The 23,048-nt window shown below is 64.4% G+C and carries 18 protein-coding genes; 11 read left to right on the top strand and 7 right to left on the bottom strand.

The genetic code is table 11. The features are described 5' to 3' along the window. Positions 1-181: 181 nt before the first annotated feature. The 4 genes from K288_RS0114900 to K288_RS0114915 form a co-directional block, all read right to left on the bottom strand. Positions 182-919, bottom strand: a complete 738-nt coding sequence (locus K288_RS0114900; RefSeq protein ID WP_027580286.1) for a response regulator — start codon at positions 917-919, stop codon at positions 182-184. Beyond that, a complete protein-coding gene (locus K288_RS0114905; protein WP_027580287.1) occupies positions 916-2,661 on the bottom strand; it encodes a DUF3369 domain-containing protein in 1,746 nt (581 codons plus the stop codon). Before K288_RS0114905 ends, K288_RS0114900 begins: the two co-directional genes overlap by 4 nt. Then, complete coding sequence (locus tag K288_RS0114910; protein WP_043159902.1) at positions 2,631-4,658, bottom strand: HAMP domain-containing sensor histidine kinase; 2,028 nt, start codon at positions 4,656-4,658, stop codon at positions 2,631-2,633. The genes K288_RS0114905 and K288_RS0114910 overlap by 31 nt, the downstream gene beginning before the upstream one ends. Before the next feature lie 85 nt (positions 4,659-4,743). Further along, positions 4,744-5,703: a TRAP transporter substrate-binding protein gene (locus tag K288_RS0114915; RefSeq protein ID WP_051334544.1), complete on the bottom strand. Its 960-nt coding sequence runs from the start codon at positions 5,701-5,703 to the stop codon at positions 4,744-4,746. 247 nt (positions 5,704-5,950) lie between these two features. Here K288_RS0114915 and ugpB point away from each other — a divergent pair, with 247 nt between their 5' ends. The 10 genes from ugpB to K288_RS0114965 all read left to right on the top strand — a co-directional run bounded on the left by ugpB (position 5,951) and on the right by K288_RS0114965 (position 16,908). Further along, positions 5,951-7,261, top strand: a complete 1,311-nt coding sequence (gene ugpB / locus K288_RS0114920) for a sn-glycerol-3-phosphate ABC transporter substrate-binding protein UgpB (RefSeq protein WP_043159885.1) — start codon at positions 5,951-5,953, stop codon at positions 7,259-7,261. 68 nt (positions 7,262-7,329) lie between these two features. Continuing rightward, entirely contained in the window at positions 7,330-8,283 is a 954-nt protein-coding gene (locus tag K288_RS0114925) for an aminoglycoside 3'-phosphotransferase/choline kinase family protein (RefSeq protein ID WP_027580291.1), read from the top strand. A 227-nt stretch (positions 8,284-8,510) separates the two neighbouring features. Next, on the top strand, positions 8,511-10,130 hold the full coding sequence (locus K288_RS0114930) for an ABC transporter substrate-binding protein (RefSeq protein ID WP_027580292.1): 1,620 nt from the start codon (positions 8,511-8,513) through the stop codon (positions 10,128-10,130). Positions 10,131-10,244: 114 nt separating this feature from the next. Further along, positions 10,245-11,258: an ABC transporter permease gene (locus K288_RS0114935; RefSeq protein WP_027580293.1), complete on the top strand. Its 1,014-nt coding sequence runs from the start codon at positions 10,245-10,247 to the stop codon at positions 11,256-11,258. A gap of 10 nt (positions 11,259-11,268) precedes the next feature. Next, positions 11,269-12,168 (top strand): ABC transporter permease, encoded by a 900-nt coding sequence (locus K288_RS0114940; protein ID WP_027580294.1) that lies wholly within the window; start codon positions 11,269-11,271, stop codon positions 12,166-12,168. A gap of 65 nt (positions 12,169-12,233) precedes the next feature. Further along, complete coding sequence (locus K288_RS0114945) at positions 12,234-14,078, top strand: ABC transporter ATP-binding protein (RefSeq protein WP_027580295.1); 1,845 nt, start codon at positions 12,234-12,236, stop codon at positions 14,076-14,078. Positions 14,079-14,199: 121 nt separating this feature from the next. Then, positions 14,200-14,382, top strand: a complete 183-nt coding sequence (locus K288_RS0114950) for a DUF4089 domain-containing protein (RefSeq protein ID WP_027580296.1) — start codon at positions 14,200-14,202, stop codon at positions 14,380-14,382. A gap of 7 nt (positions 14,383-14,389) precedes the next feature. Next, a complete protein-coding gene (locus K288_RS0114955) occupies positions 14,390-15,781 on the top strand; it encodes an AtzE family amidohydrolase (protein WP_043159888.1) in 1,392 nt (463 codons plus the stop codon). Between the two features lie 3 nt (positions 15,782-15,784). Then, on the top strand, positions 15,785-16,183 hold the full coding sequence (hpxZ, locus tag K288_RS0114960) for an oxalurate catabolism protein HpxZ (RefSeq protein WP_027580298.1): 399 nt from the start codon (positions 15,785-15,787) through the stop codon (positions 16,181-16,183). Then, positions 16,180-16,908 carry a GntR family transcriptional regulator gene (locus tag K288_RS0114965; RefSeq protein ID WP_027580299.1) on the top strand — a complete coding sequence of 243 codons (729 nt, stop codon included), beginning with the start codon at positions 16,180-16,182 and terminating at the stop codon, positions 16,906-16,908. Before hpxZ ends, K288_RS0114965 begins: the two co-directional genes overlap by 4 nt. A 116-nt stretch (positions 16,909-17,024) precedes the next feature. On the opposite strand, the gene atzF is transcribed toward K288_RS0114965, so the two are convergent. Continuing rightward, entirely contained in the window at positions 17,025-18,818 is a 1,794-nt protein-coding gene (atzF, locus tag K288_RS0114970; RefSeq protein ID WP_027580300.1) for an allophanate hydrolase, read from the bottom strand. Positions 18,819-19,158: 340 nt separating this feature from the next. Between atzF and K288_RS0114975 the strand changes: the two genes are divergently transcribed. Further along, entirely contained in the window at positions 19,159-21,021 is a 1,863-nt protein-coding gene (locus K288_RS0114975; RefSeq protein WP_043159890.1) for a feruloyl-CoA synthase, read from the top strand. A gap of 14 nt (positions 21,022-21,035) precedes the next feature. On the opposite strand, the gene K288_RS0114980 is transcribed toward K288_RS0114975, so the two are convergent. Together K288_RS0114980 and K288_RS0114985 are read right to left on the bottom strand one after the other, a co-directional pair. Next, on the bottom strand, positions 21,036-21,551 hold the full coding sequence (locus K288_RS0114980) for a MarR family winged helix-turn-helix transcriptional regulator (protein ID WP_027580302.1): 516 nt from the start codon (positions 21,549-21,551) through the stop codon (positions 21,036-21,038). A 154-nt stretch (positions 21,552-21,705) separates the two neighbouring features. After that, entirely contained in the window at positions 21,706-22,980 is a 1,275-nt protein-coding gene (locus K288_RS0114985; protein WP_027580303.1) for an NAD(P)/FAD-dependent oxidoreductase, read from the bottom strand. Positions 22,981-23,048: the final 68 nt, after the last annotated feature.

Raw genomic sequence — 23,048 nt, forward strand, 5'->3', positions numbered from 1 at the left:
AGAGGAAAATGGTTTCATCGGTAGGAGAATTGTTTCGTCAATACGCGGGCGACGAAACATTCAGGCCAAAAATGCCAGTAATTTCAATACGTGGAAAATTAGCGAGAAGTTTCAGGGCAGGGCGGAACCGGATAGCGTCCCGGTGAGTTCTCGTGCCCCGTCATCAGCGCAGGCGCGGAAATCAGGCTTTTTCGCCGCTCGGTGAGAACAGATAGCCGCCCCCGCGGATGGTGCGGATGACCGCGGGCTTGGTTGGATCGATCTCGATCTTGCGGCGGATGCGCATGATCCGGAGGTCGACGGCACGGTCGAAAGCCTCGGCGTCGCGCGCATTGGCCAGTTCGAGCAGCCGCTCGCGCGACAGCACCCGTTTCGGATTGGCCGCGAACACCTTCAGCAGCCCGAATTCGGACGCCGTCAGCGGATGCTCGTTGCCCTCGTCGTCACGTAGCGCCTGCGCCTGCAGATCAAGCCATTTGGTGCCGAAGCGGACCAATTGTTCCTTCTCGCTCTTGGCGGCCGTCGCCTCGGGCGCTGCCGCCTTGGCCGGCGCGCTCCGCCGCAGGACCGAGCGTATCCGCGCCATCAGCTCGCGCAGTTCGCAGGGCTTTGCCACGTAGTCGTCGGCCCCGAGCTCAAGCCCGACCACGCGGTCGATCGGGCTCGCGGTCGCCGTCAGCATGATGACCGGCACGTTCATCCGGCTCTTGAGATCGCGGATGATCGACAGCCCGTCTTCCTCGGGCATGTTGAGGTCGAGCACCACGAGGTCGGGGTGGCTGTTCTCGATCACGCTGCGCAGGCTCTTTCCGCCGTCGCACAGCGTCACGCCAAACCCGTGCATCTTCAGATAATCACCGACCATCTCGCGGGCCGGTGCCTCGTCATCAACAATGATGATGTGCGGGCTCTGGGTCATGATGTCTCTGCCGTGGCCGGCAGTGTAACCGTAAAGATCGAGCCCTGTCCGGGGCCGGCACTCTGCGCAGTTACATGGCCGCCATGCATGTCGATAATGCGTTTGACGATCGAAAGTCCCAACCCGGTCGAGCTCTCGCCCGCGGTCGGCTTGGCCGACAGCCGCTGGAACCTGCCGAACAGGCGACCCAAATCCTCCGGCGAGAGGCCGGCGCCCTCGTCGGCGATCCGGATCACCGTGTTGTCACCCTCATGGGTGACCACCACCCTGATCTTGCCGCCGATTGGTGAGTATTTGATGGCATTGCTGACGAGATTGTCGATCGCCTCGCGAATGCGGTCGGCATCGCACATGGTCACGAAATTCGGCGGTGCGGAGACCGAGATGCTCTGCTGCTTGTTGACCGCCAGCGGCAGGTTCGCTTCGGCGACCTCGTTGGCGAGGGCCGCGATGTCGACCGGTTCACGGCGGATGGTGATGTCGAACGCGTCGGCCATCGCGTCCGAGATCAGATGATCGACCATCGACGTCAGGCGCTTGGTGGCGTCCCTGATGTGCTCGACCTGCGTCGCGATCGCTTCCCTTGGCGAGCCGGCGCCGATCAATTCGGTCAGCATCTCGGTGCGGCCGAGGATCACGCCGAGCGGGTTCTTGAGGTCATGGGCGACCGTGCCCAGGATCTCGTTCTTGAAGCCGTTGGCGCGTTGCAGTCTCAGCCATTGCGCCGAAAGCCGGCGGTTGGCTTGCATCAGCGCGCGAGTGCGCTGGGCGACGCGGTCCTCGAGCTGGGTGTTGGCCTCGTGAAGCTGCTGGTACAGGATCACGTTGTCGAATGCGATCGAGAGTCGGCTGGAGAAAATCTCGACCAGGGCACGGTCGGTGTCGGAGAGCTGGCGCTCCGCCTGCAGGAGCACCACGACTTCACGGCCGCTGCCGGTGCGCAAATAGAGGACGCTGCGGTGGTCGGCGAATTCGTTCTTGCGACGCTGGAAGGCGGCTTCCACCATCTCGCGCAGATCAGGGTCAAGCGATTTCGAACTGGTGGAGCCGATGAAACGGCTGTAGCAGCCCGAGCCTGCCAGCACCGACAATTCGCTGCCGGCGCCGTCATCGCGCAGCACGAGGATGCCGGCGCACTCGACATTGAGCAGCGAGGCAAGCTGGGTCAGCACGCCCTCGGCGAGCCGCTGCATCGATTTGAAGTCGTAGAGCGTGGAGGCGGCGTCGATGATGATCTCGAGCCCGCGCCGGGTCTGCACCATGCGCTCGAGCTGCTGGTAGCTGCGCAGCGCTGCCGTCAACGAGGTGAACAGCTTGTCGGCGGTGAGCTCGGTCTTGGCCTTGTAGTCGTTGATGTCGTACTGAACGATCACCCGTCGTTCCGGCGCCTGGCCCGGCTGTCCCGTGCGCAGGATGATCCGGACGGTCTCGTTCTTGATCTCGTTGCGGATATATTCGACGAGGTCGAGTCCTGCGACGTCGGTCTCCATGATGACGTCGAGCAGGACGGCGGCGATGTCCGGATGCTCCCGCATCAGCTTGCGACCTTCCGCCGCAGAATAGGCCGACAGGATCTCCAGCGTGGCGCCGTTCAGGCTGTAGTCGGACAGCGCGAAGCGGGTGCCTTCATGCACTGCAGCATCGTCGTCGATGACTGCGACCTTCCATTTTCGCGCGGACGAATCCTCCGGTGTGACCCCGGTGTCGTCGATCAGGTGGAGGACATCGTCCTGTTCGGCCATTGAGCAGTTCCGTCGGTGGCTTGGTCCGCGATGGTGGGCTGACCCGACGGCTGACCCGTTGGCTGACCCTTGGCGATTCTCGGCATGATAATGCGAAAAGTGGTGCCTTGTCCCGGCCTTGACTCCAGCACCATGCGGCCGCCGAGCTGCTGGGTGACAAGATTATAGACAATATGCAAGCCCAGCCCGGTGCCGCCTTCGTTGCGTCGGGTGGTGAAGAACGGATCGAACGCCTGGCGCTGCACGTCCGGCGTCATGCCGGCGCCGTTGTCGGCGAAGATGATCTCGACGTCGTCGCTGCCGCGGGCCCGCGCTGAAATCGTGATCGTCCCCGACCGCCCGTCGACGAACGCATGGTTGACGGCGTTAAGGAAAAGATTGGTTAAAATTTGTCCGTAGGCGCCGGGATAGCCGTCGATCATCAGGCCTTCGGGCACGTCGACGGTGAGGGCGATCGCGGCCTTCTTGAGCACCGGCCGCAGGCTGGCGACGATCTGGTCGGTCGCTTCGCTGAGCGAAAACTGCCGGCGCTCGGCATGCGAGCGGTCGACCGCCACCTGCTTGAACGACTGGATCAGTTCGCCCGCGCGCTGCAGGTTGGCGACGAGCTGCTGCGCGGCATCGCGCGAGTTCTTCACGAATTCGTCGAGCTTGGAGCGACGCAATTGTTCCGACTTCAGCTCGTGCTCGAATATCTCGGTGCGCCGCGCAAAACTCGAAGCCACCGTCAGGCTGATGCCGATCGGGTTATTGACCTCATGGGCGACGCCGGCAACGAGGCCGCCGAGCGCCGCGAGCCGCTCGGCATCGATCAGGTTCTGCTGCGCCGTATTGAGCTCGAGCAGCGCGCTCTCGGCCCGTTCCTTGGCGGCACGCAATTCGTCTTCGGCCTGGCGCTTGGCGATCGCATTCTCGCGGAACACTTCCACCGCGCGTGCCATGGCGCCGACCTCGTCCTTGGCATCAGTGCCCTGCACGCGGCGATCGTAGTTGCCCGACGTGATGGCGTGCATCGAGGCCATGATCTGCTGCAGCGGCAGGCGGATCGAGAGCGCAATCAGCACGCCCGCGGAAACGATGATGCCGAGAAAGATCACCGCGATCGAGAGCACACGGCGCGAAATGTCTGACAGCGTCCGGTCGAAGGTCTCCTGCGCCTTCTGCTCGCGCTGGCGCATGTTGACCGAGAGATCGTCGATGACGCCGATGGCGTCGGCCTGGCTCGCGTCGATGGTGTTGCGCAGCAGCTCGGTGCGGCTCGCGAGTTGCTCGGTCAGTTTTCCAAGTCCCTCGCGCAGCGCTTCGGTGCGCTTGTTCAGCCGCGCTAGCGCCAGGCGCTGCAGGTCGTTGTCGGCGAGATCGATCATGACCGGGATCGTCTTCTCGATCGTCTCGGTGTTACGGCGGGCCTCTTCGGCCGAAGCGCTCGAGAGCGACAGATAATAGGCGTTCGCCGCCACCAGCATCGCGGTGAAGGCCTCGCGGGATTTGCCGAGCGAGGGCCAGATCAGCGCGTCGCGATGGCCGGTGGCGCCTTCGATGATGGAATAGAGCCCGGCCATGTCCTTCGCCGGCCCGAGCACCTGCTCCTCATAGGTCTTGGTGATCTTTGCCTGAACGGCGCGCAATTCGCCGAAGCCATCCAGGAAGCGGCTGGTGACGCGCTCGAGCTGCTCCACCGACCCTGAGAGCATCGGGTCGGTGGCGGCGCGCGTGGTCAGCGTGCCGAGCACGGCCTCGCGCAGCAGCAGGATCTCGGCGAAAAGCTCCGGGCTCGGCTGGTTGATGTAGCGATGGATCAGGTTCTGCAGCCGGCTGGTCTCGGTCTCGAGCTTGGCCAGGATCTTGTCCGACTCGCGGACCTGCCGGACATCTTCCCAGGCCGTGCGGAGCACGGTGGCGCCGTTCCAGATCAATGCCGCCAGCACCACCACGACCGCCGAGTTCAACAGCGCGATCGACAGGATGCGCCAGCGGATCGGCACCGCCCGCAGCATCTGGACGATGTGCACGCGGCCGCGCGCGGCGAAGGTCGCCCGCCGTCCCACTGCTCCATCCTGTCCGAGCGTTGCCAAGCTTGCCTCACTTCACCTTTCGGATGCGCTCGATCAATGACGCGATCGCGGGATCGCGCTGCGCGTTGGCGTAGAGTCCTGTTATCGCCGCCTCGAACGGCCTGCGGTCGAAATCGCTAACAATCTTGACACCCGAGGCTTCAGCGCGCTGACGCGTGCGCTCCTCGAGGTCCTTCCACTTCTCGCGCATGAAGTGGCTGGAGCGTTTCGCGGCCTCGCGGAAAAGGGCCTGGTCTTCGACTGACAGGCTGGTCCACGCCTTTTGCGACATCACCAGCACTTCCGGGCTCATCGTATGTTCTGTCAGCGTATAGAAACCTGCGAACCTGTAGTGATCGGTGGTGACGAAAGACGGCCAGTTGTTCTCGGCGCCGTCGATCAACCCGGTGGCAAGGCCGGTCTTCACCTGGCCATAGGGCAACTCGACCGGTTCGGCGCCGAGCGCGCGGATCATGTCCGACATCTGCTGCGACTGCTGGACCCGAATCCGCAGGCCCTTGAGGTCGTCGAGCGAATGGATCGGACGGACACTGTTGTAGATCGAGCGCGCGCCTGAATCATAGAACGCCAGGCCGATGAAGCCGTAAGCCTCGAATGAGCTAAGGATCTCGTTGCCGATGGGGCCATCCAGGACCTTCTGCAAATGTTCGACCGAGCGGAACAGGAAGGGCATCGCCAGCACATTGGCCGCGGGCACCATGGTCCCGATCAGCGCCACGTTGGTGCGGTTGATGTCGATCGCACCTGCCCGCGTCTGCTCCAGCGTTTCTCTTTCCTCGCCAAGCTGCCGCGAGTGAAACACGCGCACATGGTGACGGCCACCGCTTCGCTCTTCCACCAGGCTGCCCATGTAACGCAGCGCCTGGACGGTCGGATAGTCCTCGCTCTGGGTATCGGAAGCCCGAAACTCGCGCGCAGCCGCACCCGTTGCCACCGCCGTCAGTAGCAGCGCGACAACAAGCTTCATGGTCCGCGAAAGGCCGGCGCGGCGGTACACAGGCGACAAATCCCCTTGTGATATGGTCTGTGGCGGGAGCAAAAGGTTCAATACTTTTTAGCAGATGCCGGAAAGATAGCTATCCGACCATCTACGGTTAATCGGCTGTTCCGACCTTTTGCCGGATTGCAACCTTTACGGCACAGCCTTAATCAGGGCAAAAGTCGTGTTGCTTCTTAAGCGCGAAAGCCTGGATTGGCGCACCGTGACATTGTTTATGAGATTCCTATACCCGGCGGCGCTTGCAGCCACTCTCCTCGGATCGCCCGCGCATGCCGCGACCGAGATCATGTGGTGGCATGCGATGTCGGGAGAGCTTGGCAAGCAGGTCGAGAAGCTCGCCGCCGATTTCAACGCGTCGCAGTCCGACTACCGGATTGTGCCGAACTACAAGGGCAACTACACCGAAACGGTCACGGCGGCGATCTTCGCCTTCCGTTCGCGCAGCCAGCCCGCGATCGTCCAGGTCAACGAGATTGCCACCGCCACCATGATGGCGGCTCGCGGCGCGATCTATCCGGTATTCGAGCTGATGCGCGACCAGTCCGAGCCGTTCTTGTCGTCGACCTACTTGCCGACCGTGACCAGCTACTATGCCGACGCCGGCGGCAATCTGCTGTCGTTTCCCTTCAACTCGTCGACGCCGATCCTTTACTACAACAAGGATCTGTTTCGCGCCGCTGGCCTCGATCCTGAGGTCGCGCCCAAGACATGGCCCGAGCTCGGCGCGGCGGCAAAGCGGCTGCGCGCGGCGGGCGCGGCGTGCGGATTCACCACGTCCTGGCCGTCCTGGATCAACGTCGAGAATTTTTCCGCCTTTCACAATCTGCCGATCGCGACCAAGACCAACGGCTTCGGCGGGCTCGACGCGGAGCTCATCTTCAACAATCCGCTGATGGTGAAGCACATCGCCCAACTCGTGGAATGGCAAGCCACCAAGGTGTTCGACTATAGCGGCCGCGGGCAGGCGGCCGAGCCGCGCTTCCAGAAGGGCGAATGCGGCATCTTCATCGGCTCGTCCGGCACCAGCGCCGATATCAAGGCCAACTCGAAATTCGAGGTTGGTTACGGCATGATACCCTATTGGCCGGACGTTGCCGGCGCGCAGCAGAACAGCATCATCGGCGGCGCCACGCTGTGGGTGCTGCGCGATCGCCCGCGGGCGGAATATGCAGGCGTTGCGAAGTTCTTCGCCTATCTGTCGAAGCCGGAGGTGCAGGCCGCATGGCACCAGGCGACCGGCTATCTGCCGATCACCCGCGCGGCTTATGAGCTCACCCGCGCGCAGGGTTTCTACGACAGCAATCCCGGGGCTGCGATCGGCATCGAGCAATTGACGCTGAAGCCGCCGACCGAGAACTCGAAAGGTATCCGGCTCGGCTCCTTCGTGCTGATCCGCGGTGTCATCGAGGAGGAGCTCGAGCAGGCCTTTTCCGGCAAGCAATCGCCGCAGGCCGCACTCGATCTGGCCGTCGAGCGCGGTAATCGGCTACTGCGCCAGTTCGAGCGCGCCAATCCGGATCGGTAGGTGCCGTCGCCAAGCGTCATTGCGAGGAGCGCTGCGACGAAGCAATCCATGCCGACGCTCGCGACGCTATGACCCAATCTCTGCCCACCTTCACAACGCACGAAATCTTCCGCGTCTGGCGCGCCGACCCATCGCGCTGGCTGCCGGTCGCGATGGATATCGCTCGCAGCCACGGAATTGCGTCCGCGCCGCTTCAGGTGTTCACGACCGGCACCAATCTCGTCGTCGGTCTCGATGATCAGCTCATCCTGAAGATCTTTCCGCCGATGTTGCGGGCGCAGTACACATCGGAACGCGCCTCGCTCGCGCAGCTCCGCGGACAGGTCAAAATTCCGATCCCGGAGATTGTCGCCGAGGGCGAGCGCGAGGGTTGGCCCTATCTCATCACCACGCGTGTGCCGGGCGTCCTGGGCGCGGACGTATGGGCCTCGCTACCCGAAGCAGACAAGGAGCGCGTGCTCGCCGAGATCGGCGAGACCATCGCGGATGTTCAGCGCGTGCCACCAGGTCCGCTGCTTGAAATCGAGCCGCGCTGGGACGTGTTCATGCAGAGCCAGATGGAAGGCTGTCGTGCCAGACATGAACGGCTGGGGCTGGCGCAACAATTCCTCGACGGGCTCGACGATCTCTTGCGCGACGCCGCCGAGCTGATCCCGATGCGCGAGCCGCCGGTCATCCTCACTGGCGAATACATTCCGCAAAACTTCATGCTGACGCAGCGGGACGGTCGCTGGCAGCTTTGCGGGCTGATCGATTTCGGCGACGTGCTGACCGGATGGCGCGACTACGATCTGCTCGGCCCGGGCGCATTCATGGCCGCAGGCCGGCCGCGCCGCGTGCTCAGCCTGCTCGAAGGATTCGGCTATTCCCGCAGCGACATCGATTTCGCGCTGAAGCGGCGGCTGATGGCGTTGATGCTGTTGCACCGCGCGAGCGACCTGAACCGGCACATCTGCATCGAGGGATGGCAAGCGAAAGCCGACGATCTCGTGCAATTGCAGGAGCTGATTTGGGCGACGTAGATCGCTCGCCCAACAAACGGGCGTTCAAAAATTATCGCCTAATCGATAAGCAAATCTTCCGATTTGTATGCAATGGCACACCTCGGAATCGAGACGCTCCAACACGCCTCTTCGATATTTCGACGCATGATCAACGCCTTGGGCGCTCGCTAACGTTCCATTAAGGCTTGGCACAAACCTTGCGAACCTGTTCCAGGCCATTTCCCAGGGGCGTTGGAGCATCACCCATGAAACGTCGCGATTTCCTGAAATCCGTGTCCGGATTGGCCGCAAGCGCGATGGTGCCCGCGCCAGCGATCTGGTCGCCGGCCAAGGCCGATGCGCGCTCGGAGACGCTTCTAATCGTCTCGGAGGGCGGCCCGAACAATCTCGACATCCATGGCGTGGGCACCAATGTGCCCGGCTACGAAGTGTCGTGGAATTGCTATGACCGCCTGATCACCCACGAGATGAAGAGCGGCCCGGGTGGCGTTCCCTACTACGACCGCGACAAGTTCAAGGGCGAACTCGCTGACGACATGAATGTCGGCGACATGTCCGTCACCTTCAAGCTGAAGAAGAACGCCAAATTCCACGACGGCACGCCGGTGATGGCCAAGGACGTCAAATGGTCGCTCGACCGCGCCGTCAGCGTCGGCGGCTTCCCGACCTTCCAGATGAGCGCGGGCTCGCTGACCAAGCCCGAGCAGTTCGTCATTGTCGACGACGCCACGGTGCGGGTCGATTTCGCCACCAGGGACCGGCTCACGATTCCGGATCTCGCCGTGATCGTGCCCTGTGTCGTCAATTCGGAACTGGTCAAGAAGAACGCGTCCGAAAAAGATCCCTGGGGGCTCGAATACACCAAGCAGCAGACCGCGGGCTCCGGCGCCTACAAGGTGACGAAATGGACCGCCGGCACCGAGGTGATCATGGAGCGCAACGACGCCTGGGTCGGTGGCCCCGTGCCGAAGATCAAGCGCGTGATCTGGCGCATGGTGCCGCAGGCCGGCAACCGCCGCGCGCTGCTCGAGCGTGGCGATGCCGACATCTCCTATGAGCTGCCGTTCAAGGATTTCCAGGAGATGAAAGCGAACGGCAAGCTCGACGTGGTGTCGCTGCCGTTCTCCAACGGCATCCAGTATATCGGCATGAACGTGACCAAGCCGCCGTTCGATAATCTCAAGGTACGGCAGGCGGTGGCCTACGCGATCCCCTATCAGAAGATCATCGACGCGGTGCTGTTCGGTCTCGCCAACCCGATGTTCGGCGCGGCGAAGGACAAGCCGACAGAGGTCGCGTGGCCGCAGCCGCACAAATACTACACCGATATCGAGAAGGCGAAGGCGTTGATGGCGGAGGCTGGCTATCCGAACGGTTTTGAGACCACGATCTCCTTCGATCTCAACTTCGCCGGGGTCAACGAGCCGCTCTGCGTGCTGGTGCAGGAAAGCCTGACGCAGATCGGCATCAAGACCACCATCAACAAGGTGCCCGGCGCCAACTGGCGCACCGAGCTGACCAAGAAAGAGATGCCGCTATTCACCAACGTATTCTCAGGCTGGCTCGATTACCCCGAATACTTCTTCTATTGGTGCTATCACGGCAACAATTCGATCTTCAACACGATGAGCTACAAGTCGCCGGAGATGGACAAGTTCATCGACGGCGCGCGCAAGGCCGCCGCCCTCGGCGACACGGCCGCCTATGACGCCGACGTCAAAAGCTTCGTCGACCTCGCCTTCACCGATATCCCGCGCATTCCGCTGTACCAGCCCTTCGTCAACGTGGCGATGCAAAAGAACATCTCCGGCTATCAATACTGGTTCCACCGCCGTCTCGACTACCGCGCAATGGCAAAGGGGTGAGTGGGCGAATAGTGAGTGGCGAATAGCGAACAGGGAGTAGCGCATGGCTGTTGTTTGCCGAGATGATCTATTCGCCATTCGCTACTCGCCATTCGCCAGGGCGGAGGGCGCGCCATGCTCACGATGATTGGCAAGCGGCTGATGTTCGCGATCCCGAGCCTGATCGGGGTCGTCATCGTCACCTTCCTGCTGACGCGCGCGCTACCGGGCGATCCGGCCGCCTACTTCGCCGGTCCCGCGGCGACCAAGGAGGCGATCGAGCAGATCCGCAAAAAGCTTGGTTTCGACCGGCCGCTGATCGAGCAGTTCTTCCGCTACACCAACGATCTTGCCCATGGCGATTTCGGCAACTCGCTCACGACCGGCCAGCCGGTCGCGACCGAACTCCGCAACCGCCTGCCGGCCTCCGCGGAATTGACGCTGCTCGGCCTGTTGGTGTCAGTCGCGATCGCGATTCCGCTCGGCGTGCTCGCGGCAACGCGGCCCGGCTCATGGATCGACCATCTCTGTCGCGTGACGACGACGGCAGGCGTCTCGCTTCCGGTGTTCTTCACCGGTCTCGTATTGGTCTACGTCTTCTATTTCCGGCTCGGCTGGTCGCCGGCGCCACTTGGGCGGCTAGATGTGTTCTACAGCGCGCCGCCGACGGTGACCGGCTTCTATCTGATCGACACTCTGATCGCGCGCGATTTCGAGGCGTTCCGCTCGGCGCTCAGCCAGCTCATCCTTCCCGCCACGACGCTCGCGATCTTCTCGCTGGCGCCGATCGCGCGCATGACCCGCGCCTCGATGCTCGCGGTGCTCGCGTCCGACTTCGTCCGCACCGCGCGCGCCAGCGGCCTGTCGCCGGGCACCGTGATCGTCACCTACGCCTTTCGCAACGCGATGCTGCCGGTCATCACCACGCTCAGCATGGTGTTCTCGTTCCTGCTCGGCGCCAACGTGCTGGTCGAGAAGGTGTTCGCCTGGCCGGGCATCGGCTCCTACGCGGTGGAAGCGCTGATCTCGTCGGATTTCGCGCCGGTGCAGGGTTTCGTGCTGACCATGGCGGTCATGTATGTGCTGCTCAATCTCGTCATCGACATTCTCTATGGCGTCATCGATCCACGCGTACGGCTGGAAGGGTGAGGGGTGAAGCATGAGCACCGTTGCGCCTGTCGTTGAACCCGTCAGTCCGGCGCGGACCTCGGGACTATCAGCCGTCTTCGAGCACACGCGCTATGTGCTCGGCGAGAACAAAGTCACCGCCTTCGCCTTCGCGCTGCTCATCCTGATCCTGTTCGCCGCGCTGTTCGGCCCGTATGTGGTTCCTTACGACCCGCTCGCCAGCGATACGTCCGCGGCGCTGAAGCCGCCGTCGGCGGCGCACTGGTTCGGCACCGATCAGCTCGGCCGCGACATCTTCAGCCGCGTCATCGTGGCGACGCGGCTCGACACCTTCATCGCGGTTGCTTCCGTCGTGCTGGTGTTCCTGATGGGCGGGCTCGCCGGCATCGCGGCCGGCTATTTCGGCGGCTGGACCGACCGCATCGTCGGCCGCATCGCTGACACCATCATGGCGTTCCCGCTGTTCGTGCTGGCGATGGGCATCGTCGCCGCACTCGGCAACACCGTGCAGAACATCATCATCGCCACCGCGATCGTGAACTTTCCGCTCTATGCCCGTGTCGCCCGTGCCGAGGCCAATGTCCGCCGCAACGCCGGCTTTGTGCAGGCGGCGCGGCTCTCCGGCAATGGCGAATATCGCATTTTGCTGGTGCACATCCTGCCCAACATCATGCCGATCATGATCGTGCAGATGTCGCTCACCATGGGCTATGCGATCCTGAATGCCGCGGGCCTTTCCTTCATCGGGCTCGGCGTCCGTCCGCCGACCGCCGAATGGGGCATCATGGTCGCCGAGGGCGCGGGATTCATGGTGTCGGGCGAATGGTGGATCGCGCTGTTCCCCGGCCTTGCTCTGATGATCGCTGTGTTCTGCTTCAACCTGCTCGGCGACGGCCTGCGCGACATCGTCGATCCGCAGCGGAGGACGTAGAGCATGATCCGGAAAAGTGGGAACCGGTTTTCCGACAAGATCATGCTCAAACAAAAGAGCCACGCATGACCGCGCAGCCGCTGCTCGACGTCAGCGACCTCACCGTCGAATTCACCACGAGGCGCGGCATCGTCAAGGCAGTGCAGCACGTCAATATCTCCGTGGCGAAAGGCGAGACCGTCGGCATCGTCGGCGAATCCGGCTCCGGAAAATCGGTGACTTCGTACGCGGTGATGCGCATTCTCGACCGCGCGGGAAAAATCGCCGAGGGTTCGGTGATGTTTTCCGGCATCGACGTCAAGGCCGCGACCGAGACGCAGATGCGCGACCTGCGCGGCCGCGAAGTCTCGATGATCTTCCAGAACCCGCGCGCGGCGCTCAATCCAATCCGGAAAGTGGGCGACCAGATCGAGGACGTGCTGCGTCAGCACGTGCAGCAGTCGACGGTGGCTGATCGCGGCGAGAAGGCGATCGAAGCGCTGGAGCAGGTCAAGATCGCCCGCCCGCGCGAACGCTATCACGCCTATCCGTTCGAGCTCTCGGGCGGCATGTGCCAGCGCGTGGTGATCGCACTCGCGCTAGCCTGCAATCCGCAGCTCCTGATCGCGGACGAGCCCACCACCGGTCTCGACGTCACCACGCAGAAGGCTGTGATGGATTTGATCGTCGAATTGACAAAGCGGCGTTCGATGTCGACCATCCTGATCACGCATGACCTTGGCCTGGCCGCCGCCTATTGCGACCGCGTCGTGGTGATGGAGAAGGGCCGCGTGGTCGAGACTGCGAGGTCCGCCGATATCTTCGCCAGGCCCGAGCATCCCTATACCAAGAAGCTGATGCGCGCGACGCCAAGGATCGGCGTGTCGCTGCGCGATCTGCTGCCCGAAGAGGAGGTCCTCGCCTCTCCCCGCTCGCGGGGAGAGGCCGACACGCTCGGCAGCGCTCTTGCGCGCCAGAGCGGGGCGGGTGAGGGGCTCTCTCCTAGCATTCCGCCCGTAGAGGCAGCCCCTCACCCCGACCCTCTCAGAGCGAGCTCCGCTCGTCTCGACTCCGCGAAGGGCGGGGAGAGGGAGGAGCCCCTCCTCCTCGTCGAGAAGCTCGTCAAGGAATACCCCCGCCAGGGCGCAAGCGCGGTGCTGTCAAAATTGTTCGGCCGCAAGCCGCCGGTGGAGCAGGAGGTATTCCGCGCCGTCGACAGCATCAGCTTCCATGTCGGCCATGGCGAGAGCGTCGGCCTGGTCGGCGAGTCCGGCTGCGGCAAATCGACGACGTCGATGATGGTGATGCGGCTCCTGGACCAGACCTCCGGCCGCATCGCCTTCGATGGTGAGGAGATCAGCGAGATCAAGCCGCAATCCTTTGCGCGATTGCCGCTGCGCAGCCGGATCCAGATGGTGTTCCAGGATCCGACCGACAGCCTCAACCCGCGTTTCACTGCCGCGCGCGCGATCGCCGACCCGCTTCTGCAACTCGGCGACATCAGAAGCCGCGACGCGCTGCGCGCCCGCTGCGAGGAACTCGCCACGCTGGTCGGCCTTCCCGTCAATTTGCTCGACCGCTTCCCGCATCAATTGTCCGGCGGGCAGAAAGCGCGCGTCGGAATCGCGCGGGCGATCGCGCTGCATCCAAAGCTCGTGATCCTCGATGAGCCGACCGCGGCGCTCGACGTTTCCGTCCAGGCGGTGGTGCTGAACCTGTTGCAGGATCTCAAGCAGTCGATGGGAATGAGCTACCTGTTCGTGTCGCACGATCTCAACGTCGTGCGCCTGTTGTGCGACCGCGTCATCGTGATGCGCAGCGGCAAGATCGTCGAACAGGGCACGTCCGAAAAGGTCTTGGGCGATCCGCAGGATGCCTATACAAAGGAGCTGCTGACGGCGATCCCGCACCCGCCGTTGCCTGTTCATTGAGCAGTCGCCGGAAAGAAAACGGGCAGGCAGGCTTTCCAAACGCTCGATAAAACAGATGAGTTGGTGATCCGATTCAAGTCATCGGATCATGGGTGCGTTGAGATCGCCGGGTGGGAGCGTAATGGCTGCGGACAAGCTTGATGACTATATCGACGCCGTCGCGACGGCGATGGGGCTGCCGGTCGAGGACGCCTGGCGGGCGGCGGTTCGTGCCAATCTCGAAGTCTCGCTGAAATTGGCGCGGATGGTGGACGAATTCGCACTGCCTGATGAGAGCGAGCCGGCCAGTGTCTACTCCGCCTGATAGCGCAATGTCCGACCAATCCCTGTCCGCCGCCGACATCGCGCAGGCCGTTGCCACGCGAAAGCTCTCAGCCTTGGAGGCAACCGAGGCCGCGCTCGCTCGCATCGCAAAGCACGATTCCGTGCTCAATGCCTTCACCGACGTCACCGCCGATCGCGCCCGCGCCAAGGCCAGGGATGTCGATGCTGCGATCGCGGCAGGCCAGACCGTCGGCCCGCTCGCGGGCGTGCCCTTTGCGGTGAAGAACCTGTTCGACGTTAAGGGCCTTTCCACCCGCGCCGGATCGAAGATCAATCGCGATCTGCCGCCGGCCACACGCGATGCCACGCTGATCGAACGGATGGAGGCCGCCGGCGCCGTGCTGGTCGGCGCGCTCAACATGGGCGAATACGCTTATGATTTCACCGGCGAGAATGTGCATGACGGCCCGTCGCGCAATCCGCACGATCCGACGCGGATGACCGGCGGCTCCTCGGGCGGTTCCGGCAGCGCAGTGGGGGGCTGCCTGGTGCCGATCGCGCTCGGCTCCGACACCAACGGCTCGATCCGTGTGCCGTCGTCCTTCTGCGGCGTCTTCGGCCTGAAGCCGACCTATGGCCGGCTGTCGCGCGCGCGTTCCTTTCCGTTCGTCGCAAGCTTCGATCATCTCGGGCCGCTGGCGCGAAGCGTGCGCGACCTCGCATTGTCCTATGATGCGATGCAGGGACCTGATGCCGACGATGTCGCCTGCACCGCGCGGCCGGTCGAGCCGGTTGCGCCGCTCCTTGCGCAAGGCGTCGGCGATCTCCGCATCGCCATCGCCGGCGGCTATTTCCAGCAGAACGTGTTTCCCGAGGCGGTTGAGGCCGTCGGCCGCATCGCCAAGGCGCTCAACGCAACGCGCACGGTGGAACTTCCGGAAGCCGCGCGCGCCCGTTCGGCCGCTTACGTCATCACGACCACGGAAGGTGCCTCGCTGCATCTCGATCGCCTGCGCAAGCGGCCGAATGATTTCGATCCCGCTGTGCGCGATCGCTTGATCGCCGGCGCGATGATCCCAGCGCCCTATGTCGACAAGGCGCAAAAATTCCGACGCTGGTACCGCGAGAAGGTGCTGGAGCTGTTCAAGACGGTCGACGTGATCGTGGCCCCGGCGACGCCTTGCGTGGCGCCGAAGCTTGGCCAGGTGAATTTCACGCTCGACGGAGTCGAACTGCCGGTGCGCGCCAATATCGGCATCCACACCCAGCCGATTTCGTTCATCGGCCTGCCGGTGGTGGCCGTCCCGGTTCCGCTCGAGCCGATGCCGATCGGCGTGCAGATCATCGCCGCGCCCTGGCGCGAGGACATTGCGCTGCGGGTCGCCTACGCTTTGGAGCAAATGGGCGCGGCCGCCGCGCCGCCGCCGCGAGGAATCTAGCGAATGGAAATCGATCTGCCCGACGTGCTTGCGGAAGTGACCGCACAATTCGAGCGCTACGAGAAGGCGCTGGTGTCGAACGATGTCGCCGTGCTCGACGAATTGTTCCGCAACGACAAGCGGACGCTGCGCTATGGCATTGGCGAGAATCTCTATGGCTATGACGCGATCATGGCGTTCCGCGCGGCGCGCTCGCCGGCGGGACTCAATCGCAGAACCGACAAGACGGTGATATCGACCTACGGTCGCGACACCGCTGTCGCCTCGACGCTGTTCTATCGCGATACCGCACCTGGCAAGGTGGGGCGGCAGATGCAGACGTGGATACGCTTCCCCGAAGGCTGGAGAATCGTCGCTGCCCATGTCAGCATCATCGACGAACCGAAGGATCCGAAGACATGAGTCTGGACGATCTTCCGCGTGGCCCTGCTGCCGCCGGACCGGAAATGCTGGTGCGGCGCGTCGACCGTCCGTCTCCGCAACAATCCAAGATCACACGCGCCGAGGAGTTGCGCCTGCAACTTGCCGACGAGATCGTGCGCGGCGCGCTCGGGCCGGGCTCACCCCTGGACGAAACCGAAATAGCGCGCCGCTTCAACGTCTCGCGCACGCCGGTGCGCGAGGCGCTGCGCCAGCTTGCGGCGAGTGGCCTGGTCGAAGCGCGCGCCCATCGCGGCGCGGTGGTGGCGCAGCCCTCGATCGAACGGCTCACCGGCATGTTCGAGGCCATGGCGGAACTGGAAGCGCTGTGCGCGGGGCTCGCCGCCGAGCGGATGACGGCTGCAGACCGGCATGCACTCGAAGCCGTGCATGAGGAATTGCGCGTGCTCAGCTACACCGGCAATCCCGAGCGCTTTCACGAGGTCAACGAGCGCTTCCACAACACGATCTATGCCGGCTCGCACAACGACTATATCGCCGAGATGACGCTGGCGACGCGAGTCCGCGTGCAGCCGTTCCGCCGCGCCCAGTTCCGCAATCTCGGCCGATTGGCAAAGTCGCATGCCGAGCACGACCGCGTCGTGGTCGCGATCCTGCGCGGCGACAAGACCGGCGCTGCCACCGCCATGCGCGCCCACATCACATTGGTGCGCGGCGAATACGAGATCTACGCGGTGTCGGTTTAATTCCAATGGTTTCGTAGTAGAGAGCGTAGGATGGGTAGAGCGAAGCGAAACCCATCAAACCGCAGGCAATGTCTCGAAGGTGGTGGGTTTCGCTGCGCTCTACCCACCCTACGGCGTTAGACCGTAGTAGTCTCCGCCACGAACGTGCGCCAGCCGCCGAAGGCAGAGATGTCACGCGCGCCGTTGATGGCTGCGGGCTCCACGAGGAAACCTTTCACCTCGCGTCCGTCTGCCAAGCGAACAGTGCCGATCGAAAGTGGCGCGGGGATCGCGGCGACGAACTTGCCGAAGGATGGCGGCGAGAGTGCCCAGAGCTCGAGCTTGATCGATGCGCCGCTGCCCGCCTCGACACGCAGCATGCCCGGTTTGGGCGGCGTGGTGCCGAGTGCATAGAGCCTGTAGTCCGGCGCGGTCGTGGCCTCCTCGAGCAGGCGTCCGCCGAGCGTCTGCAATTCGCCGTTCAGCGCCATACCGGACAGATGCGCGCCGACGACGGCGATAGGAATGTCCTCGCCGTTTGACGGCGGCAGTGGAACGAGCGGCGGCTGCGGCAGCGATTTCGCGCCGATCGGCAGTTTGGTGTCGGCATGGAACACGCGGCCGATGCTGGCAAGCAGCGCGTCGCGGCCGGCCGGCGCCAGCAGCGTGATGCCGAACGGCGCGGCGTCCGGCCGCATCGCCCAGGGCAGCGCGAGGCCGCAGAGGTCGAGCAGGTTGACGAAATTGGTATAGGTGCCGAGCCGGCTGTTGAGCTCGATCGGATTGGCCAGCACCTGCGCGGTGGAATAGACCGTCGGCGCCGTCGGCAGCACGATCGCATCCATCGAGGCGAAGGCGCGCTCGGCGACCCGGCGCAGCGCCTGCAGCCGATAGAGCGCCGCGAAGGTCTCGGCGGCGGTCAGCCGCGCACCGGCCGCGGTGATCTCGCGCGTCACCGGATGGATCGACTCCGGCGACGAGGCGAGCAGGTTGCGGATCACCAGATAGCGCTCGGCAACCCACGGGCCCTCATAGAGCAGACGCGCGGTCTCATAGAACGGCTCGAGGTCGAATTCGACCAGCGTCGCGCCGAGCGCGGCCCAGCGTTCGACCGCTTCCGCATAGAGTTGCTCGCACTGGCGGTCGCCGAAGAGGATCAACTGCCCTTTGCGCGGGATGCCCAGCCGAAGCTTGGCGGGAAACTCCGTCATCCCGGCAAGCGGCCGGTCCCGCGAGAACGGGTCGGCGCCATCGGGGCCGGCCATCACCTTCAGCGCGGTCATGGCGTCGTCGACGGTCAGCGAGAACACCGAGATGCAATCGAGCGTGCGGCAGGCCGGCACCACGCCGGCAGTCGAGATCAGTCCGAGGCTCGGCTTCAGCCCGACGATGTTGTTGAGCATCGCCGGCACACGGCCGCTTCCCGCGGTATCCGTGCCGAGCGCGAGCGGCACCAGGCCTGCGGAAACCGCGACCGCCGAGCCCGAGCTCGATCCGCCCGGAATGAGGTCGTCGCGGATCGGATTCCTGGGGACGCCGTAAGGCGAGCGCACGCCGACGAGCCCGGTCGCGAACTGGTCGAGATTGGTCTTGCCGATGATGATGGCGCCGGCCGCGCGCAACCGCGCGACGGCGGTCGCGTCATGCGCCGGCATGTAGGAGAAGGCCGGGCAGGCCGCCGTGGTCGGCATCCCCAGCGCGTCGATATTGTCCTTCACCGCGACCGGCACGCCATAAAGCGGCAGCTGCGCGGCGTCCTTGCCGGCCAGCGCCTCGGCTTCCGCCAGCGCGTCCTTCTCGTCGCGCAGGGTGATGAAGACGGCGCGATCGCCGTGGTCGCGGATGCGCTGAAAACTGCGCGCGACCGTTTGCGCAGGCGTCATGGTGCCGGCGCGGTGCGCAGCGACGATCTCAGCGACGGTTTCAGTCACGTGGTGCCCCGGTCCGTTGGTGGCCGATCTCCGTCGTGGTGGGCAGTGCTCGGCCTGACAAAACCCAAGCCTGATCGAAGCAAGCGATGTGCCATTGTGTACATTTATCGCTCTGGCGCATTTGGGGAAATAGCGACGTAATCTCAGTTATTTAAGATAATCGTTCGGGATTGGCGAGGGCGCGCGGCGCCTACCGTCCGCGAGGCTTCTGCCTAATTTTTGGGCGTCTATCGCAGGCGTCGCGATCCTCGATCCGCGGCGCGCGGCGACATTGCCTGACGGTGGGATAGTCGCGTAGAGCAGAGCCAGCCCCGCCAAAGAGGGCATGTGAGGGAGCCCCATGACCGTTGCCGTCGCTCGCCGCGATGATCCCGAAATGTTGTTTGCCGTGCCCGCGATCGTTGCCGATCGGCGGGGCGATGGCAGCATCATCGTGAGATCGACCGTGCCCTTGCGCGAGAGCGCGCGCTGTGTCGGCGACTGGCTGGAGCATTGGGCGCGGCAGACGCCGGACCGGGTCTTCCTCGCCGAGCGCGCCAATGTCGAAACGCCCTGGACCACCGTCAGCTATGCCGATGCCTTGGCGAAGGTGCGTTCGCTCGCCTCCTGGATCCTGGCCCAGGGCCTCAGCGCCGAACGCCCGGTGATGATCCTCTCCGACAACTCAATCGATCACGCGCTGCTCGCGCTTGCCGCCCAGCATGTCGGCGTGCCGTCTGCCGCGATCTCGCCGGCCTATTCGCTGATGTCGAACGACTTCGACAAGCTGAAGAGCATGGTCCGGCTGCTCGCGCCGGGCGCGATCTATGTTTCCGGCACCAAGCCGTTCGCGGCGGCGCTGGCGGCAATCCGGCCGCTGCATGCGGCCACCATCATCAGCGGCAATGCCGGCGACAGCGATGCGATTTCGTTCCGCGCCATCGCCGCCACGCTCGAGACTGCGGACGTGGACAGCGCGTTCGCGGTGGTGACGCCGGACACCATCGCAAAATTCCTGTTCACCTCGGGGTCGACGGGCGCGCCGAAGGCCGTCATCAACACCCAGCGCATGCTGACTTCGAGCCAGCAGGCCAAGGCGCAGACCTGGACCTTCCTTGATGCTGACAGCGACAATCTCGTGATCCTGGACTGGCTGCCCTGGAGCCACACCTTCGGCGCCAACCACAATTTCAACCTGGTGCTGCGTAACGGCGGCACACTTTATATCGACGGCGGCAAGCCGGCGCCGGGGCTGTTCGCGACATCGCTCGCCAATCTGCGCAGCGTGGTGCCGACGGTCTATTTCAACGTGCCGCGCGGCTTCGACATGCTCATCGCGGCGCTCCGTGACGATGAGGCGTTGCGACGGAAATTCTTCGGCGAGGTGAAGTTCGCCTTCTATGCCGGCGCGGCGCTGCCGCAGAATCTGTGGGACGCGCTGGAAGAATTGTCAGTGAAGACGGTCGGCCGCCGGCTTCCGATGGTATCGGCCTGGGGCTCGACCGAGACGTCGCCGCTTGCGACCGATTGCCATTTTCTGGCCGAGCGTTCCGGCAATATCGGCGTGCCGATCCCGGGCACCGAGCTGAAATTGGTCACCTCCGGCGACAAGCCCGAAGTGCGCGTGCGCGGCCCCAATGTCACGCCGGGCTATTGGAAGGCGCCGGAGCTGACCGCGCAGGCATTCGATGAGGAGGGCTTCTACCGGATCGGCGATGCCGTGAAGTTTGCCGATCCGGAACAGCCCGAGCGCGGGCTGTTCTTCGACGGCCGCGTCGCCGAGGATTTCAAGCTCAACTCCGGCACCTGGGTCAGCGTCGGCACACTGCGCGTCGCTGGCATTGCCGCACTGGCGCCGCTCGCGCAGGATATCGTCGTCACCGGCCATGGCGGCGACGAAGTCCGCTTCCTGGTGTTTCCGAACATTGCCGCCTGCCGCGCACAGGCCGGGCTGCCCGACAGCGCCGACGTTGCCGATGTGATTGGCCACGAAACGATCCGCGGCGCGATCGCGCAGGGTCTCGCAAGGCTGAAGGCGCAGAGCGGCAACTCCTCCGGCCATGCCACGCGCGCGCTGTTGCTTGCGGAGCCGGCCTCCGTCGATGGCGGCGAGATCACCGACAAGGGTTACATCAACCAGCGCGCGGTGCTGACGCGCCGCGCGGGCGCGGTGGCGATGCTGGATGACGATACCTCGCGTGGATGGATTGCCTGCGCCGGCTGAGGCCGGGCACGCGGTCATGAGCGGGTGACGGCGCCGAGATTGTTGTGCAGCCGCCGCAACAGATCGATCAGCATTTCCCGCTCATCCTTGCGCAGGCAGGATAACAGCCGACGTTCGCGGTCGAGCGCGGCGACGATGACCCTGTCATGGATCGCGCGGCCTCTCGCCGTCAGCGTGATCGAATGGCTGCGGCCGTCATGCGGATTGGCGCGGATCGCGACCAGCCCGCGCTTCTGCAACAGCGCCAAGGTCCGGCTCACCGGTCCCTTGTCGAAGCCGATGACGTGGCAGATGCGCGAAGCGGGGATGCCCGGCTCGATCGCGAGCTGCGACATGATCCGCCACTCCGTGACGTTGACGCCGAAATGGCGCTGGTAGAACGCGGTGGCGCTGTTCGACAGCTTGTTGGCAATGAAGGTGACGAAGGCCGGCACGTAGCGATCGAGATCGAGTGTCGGACCGGAATTGACGGCCGCGGCTTGCGCGGCTCTCGGCCGGCGCGGCTTCCTGGGGGAGGTTTGAGTGCTCATTTCTCCGATCATCGCTGCAGGCAAGAAACTTTGGTTTGGATTCCATCAGGGTCCGTAGCCCGGGTCGAGCGCAAGCGTAACCCGGGGACCGCCGGTAACCGCTGAGACAGATGTCCCGGGTTGCGCTGCGCTCCACCCGGGCTACAGACCCCCGCTATCGCGCCACCTTGCTGCTGCCCTGGGTGATCAGCCGGGCCGCGCGCTGGTCGCGGGCGTGAATCCAGAGCCAGCTCAGCGCGACACTGAGGCGGTGGCGGATGCCGATCAGGAAGTAGATGTGGGCGATGCCCCAGATCCACCAGGCGATGGCACCGCGCAGTTTGAGCCAGCCGAAATCGATCACCGCCAGCCGCTTGCCGATCTGGGCGAGGCTGCCCTGGTGCTTGTAGCGGAATGGCGGCAGCGTGCGGCCTTCGAGCCGCGCCTTGATCAGTGAGGCGACGTAGCGCCCTTCCTGCTTCGCCGCCGGCGCGATGCCGGGTACCGGCTTGCCGTCGGGACCGGCGATGGTGATGGTATCGCCGATCGCAAAGATGTCGGGATGGCCGGGGACCGTGAGGTCGGGATTGACCTGCAGCCGGTAGGCGCGGTCGGCCGGCGCGTTCAGCCATTCGGCGGCCCGCGAGGCACGCACGCCGGCGGCCCAGATGATGGTCCGCGCCTCCAGCCGCTTGCCGCCATAGACCACGCCGTCGGCGTCGCATTCGGTGACCGGCGCGCCCAGCATCACCTCGACGCCGAGCTTTTCCAGCGAGCGCTGCGCGTAGGTCGAGAGATCGTCGGGAAAGCCCGCGAGCACCCGCGAGCCCGCCTCGATCAGCACGACGCAGGTCTTGTGGGTGTCGATGTTGCGGAAGTCAGGCGCCAGCGTGTCGCGTGCGAGGTCGGCGATGGTGCCGGCCATTTCGACGCCGGTCGGGCCGGCGCCGACGATGACGAAGGTCAAGAGCGCCGCGCGGCGCTCCGGATCGGTCTCGCGCTCGGCGCGCTCGAAGGCGACGAGGATGCGCCGCCGCAGCGTGGTGGCGTCCTCCAGCGTTTTCAGGCCCGGTGCGAACGGTTCCCATTCGTCGTGGCCGAAATAGTCGTGGCGTGCGCCGGTCGCCAGGATCAGCGTGTCATAGGGGACGCTGTCGCCGTCATCGAGCACAACACGCTTGCCTTCGGCGTCGATGCTGTTGACGTTGGCAAACAGTGTCGTCACCTCACGGCGGTCGCGCAGCAGGTGGCGGATCGGCCAGGCGATTTCTGAGGTCGCAAGCGAAGCGGTCGCGACCTGGTAGAGCAGCGGCTGGAACAGATGATGGTTGCGGCGGTCGATCAAGGTGATCTTCACCGGCGCGCCGGCGAGCCCAAAGGTCGCCTCCAGGCCGCCAAATCCCGCGCCCACGATGACTACGTGATGCGGATCTTTCGGCGGCGTCGTCATGGAATATGGCCCCAAGGTTCTCGGTGTTCTCGGTATCTCCGTCCAGATTATGTATTCATTTGCCTGGT

It is taken from the genome of Bradyrhizobium sp. Ai1a-2, from assembly GCF_000426245.1.
Taxonomy (GTDB): Bacteria; Pseudomonadota; Alphaproteobacteria; order Rhizobiales; family Xanthobacteraceae; genus Bradyrhizobium.

Bases quoted from the DNA above. Each gene is read 5' to 3' on its own strand.
- K288_RS0114900 (WP_027580286.1), bottom strand. From the start codon at position 919: ATGACCCAGAGCCCGCACATCATCATTGTTGATGACGAGGCACCGGCC.
- K288_RS0114905 (WP_027580287.1), bottom strand. From the start codon at position 2,661: ATGGCCGAACAGGACGATGTCCTCCACCTGATCGACGACACCGGGGTC.
- K288_RS0114910 (WP_043159902.1), bottom strand. From the start codon at position 4,658: ATGCTGCGGGCGGTGCCGATCCGCTGGCGCATCCTGTCGATCGCGCTG.
- K288_RS0114915 (WP_051334544.1), bottom strand. From the start codon at position 5,703: ATGAAGCTTGTTGTCGCGCTGCTACTGACGGCGGTGGCAACGGGTGCG.
- ugpB (WP_043159885.1), top strand. From the start codon at position 5,951: ATGAGATTCCTATACCCGGCGGCGCTTGCAGCCACTCTCCTCGGATCG.
- K288_RS0114925 (WP_027580291.1), top strand. From the start codon at position 7,330: ATGACCCAATCTCTGCCCACCTTCACAACGCACGAAATCTTCCGCGTC.
- K288_RS0114930 (WP_027580292.1), top strand. From the start codon at position 8,511: ATGAAACGTCGCGATTTCCTGAAATCCGTGTCCGGATTGGCCGCAAGC.
- K288_RS0114935 (WP_027580293.1), top strand. From the start codon at position 10,245: ATGCTCACGATGATTGGCAAGCGGCTGATGTTCGCGATCCCGAGCCTG.
- K288_RS0114940 (WP_027580294.1), top strand. From the start codon at position 11,269: ATGAGCACCGTTGCGCCTGTCGTTGAACCCGTCAGTCCGGCGCGGACC.
- K288_RS0114945 (WP_027580295.1), top strand. From the start codon at position 12,234: ATGACCGCGCAGCCGCTGCTCGACGTCAGCGACCTCACCGTCGAATTC.
- K288_RS0114950 (WP_027580296.1), top strand. From the start codon at position 14,200: ATGGCTGCGGACAAGCTTGATGACTATATCGACGCCGTCGCGACGGCG.
- K288_RS0114955 (WP_043159888.1), top strand. From the start codon at position 14,390: ATGTCCGACCAATCCCTGTCCGCCGCCGACATCGCGCAGGCCGTTGCC.
- hpxZ (WP_027580298.1), top strand. From the start codon at position 15,785: ATGGAAATCGATCTGCCCGACGTGCTTGCGGAAGTGACCGCACAATTC.
- K288_RS0114965 (WP_027580299.1), top strand. From the start codon at position 16,180: ATGAGTCTGGACGATCTTCCGCGTGGCCCTGCTGCCGCCGGACCGGAA.
- K288_RS0114975 (WP_043159890.1), top strand. From the start codon at position 19,159: ATGACCGTTGCCGTCGCTCGCCGCGATGATCCCGAAATGTTGTTTGCC.
- K288_RS0114980 (WP_027580302.1), bottom strand. From the start codon at position 21,551: ATGAGCACTCAAACCTCCCCCAGGAAGCCGCGCCGGCCGAGAGCCGCG.
- K288_RS0114985 (WP_027580303.1), bottom strand. From the start codon at position 22,980: ATGACGACGCCGCCGAAAGATCCGCATCACGTAGTCATCGTGGGCGCG.